Source organism: Erythrobacter sp. CCH5-A1, assembly GCF_001557115.1.
Lineage (GTDB): Bacteria > Pseudomonadota > Alphaproteobacteria > Sphingomonadales > Sphingomonadaceae > Erythrobacter.
Genome location: NZ_LSKQ01000028.1, coordinates 1 through 475, shown reverse-complemented (window position 1 = coordinate 475; position 475 = coordinate 1). Strand labels below are relative to the sequence as shown.

Genomic DNA, 475 nt, shown 5'->3' with positions numbered 1-475 from the left:
CATCAAGGATGCAGGCGGCGATCTGCCTGCCCTTCCCTGCCCCCGTGCCATCGCCAAGGAAATAGCCTTTACGGTAGGCCCGCCCTTGCTGATCGAGCTGCAGGCCCACGCCTTCCTCAGCCGGAACAAACAGGCTAGGCAGATACTGCTGCCACGCGTTCCCGGCATAGATGACCGTTTCGATCTGCGCCTCGGAGAGCAGGCTTTCCTGCAAGACCCGATCCTGCAGCGCCGGGATATAATCCGGGATAGGTGCCGGGATCGAACCCATGGCCACGCTTTCGACGAGCGGCGTCGGATGTTCGCGTGCACCAACAATGTCGACCCGGCTTGGCCGGTATGGGATGTAGACCCCGCTTTGCTCACCGAGAACGCGCGGCTTGTCCAGGGTACTGAACGCCAGTGCTTCGATCTTGGGCGCTTGGGCTGCCCTCGCTTTGACGGGCTTTGTGATCGGCGTTGCCCGCATGGCTTT

General features: G+C 62.1%; 1 protein-coding gene. It reads right to left on the bottom strand.

Annotated elements, in window-relative coordinates; genetic code table 11:
• The coding region (locus AX708_RS01640; RefSeq protein ID WP_197426327.1) for a strawberry notch-like NTP hydrolase domain-containing protein at positions 1-475 on the bottom strand (475 nt) is incomplete at both ends.